This window comes from Neobacillus drentensis, assembly GCF_036962125.1.
Taxonomy (GTDB): Bacteria; Bacillota; Bacilli; order Bacillales; family Cytobacillaceae; genus Neobacillus; species Neobacillus drentensis_B.
This window is the reverse complement of the sequence record NZ_JBALOA010000049.1, coordinates 666-1,010: the sequence shown is the minus strand read 5'-3', so window position 1 is coordinate 1,010 and position 345 is coordinate 666. Positions and strand designations below refer to the sequence as shown.

Sequence of the window (345 nt, the reverse complement as noted above, 5' to 3'; positions counted from 1 at the left end):
AGTAGGACGTTGCCAGGCGGTATATATGGAGGATTAGCTCAGCTGGGAGAGCATCTGCCTTACAAGCAGAGGGTCGGCGGTTCGAGCCCGTCATCCTCCACCATATATATATTAATAATATTTTATACTGTATGCCGGGGTAGCTCAATTGGTAGAGCAACTGACTTGTAATCAGTAGGTTGGGGGTTCAAGTCCTCTCGCCGGCACCTTTAGTACGAGCCATTAGCTCAGTTGGTAGAGCATCTGACTTTTAATCAGAGGGTCGAAGGTTCGAGTCCTTCATGGCTCACCAAAGTTTTTTGCGCTAGCAAAATAACTTTCAATATTGCGGGTGTGGCGGAATTG

Annotated in this window: 3 tRNA genes; all 3 read left to right on the top strand. The window is 47.2% G+C overall.

Features of this window, described 5'->3' with window-relative positions:
• Window positions 1–27: 27 nt before the first annotated feature.
• The 3 genes from V7121_RS24775 (at window position 28) to V7121_RS24765 (ending at window position 292) form a co-directional block, all read left to right on the top strand.
• Window positions 28–103, top strand: a tRNA-Val gene (locus V7121_RS24775).
• A gap of 30 nt (window positions 104–133) precedes the next feature.
• Window positions 134–206 (top strand) — tRNA-Thr (locus V7121_RS24770).
• A gap of 10 nt (window positions 207–216) precedes the next feature.
• A tRNA-Lys gene (locus tag V7121_RS24765) sits at window positions 217–292 on the top strand.
• Window positions 293–345 lie beyond the last annotated feature (53 nt).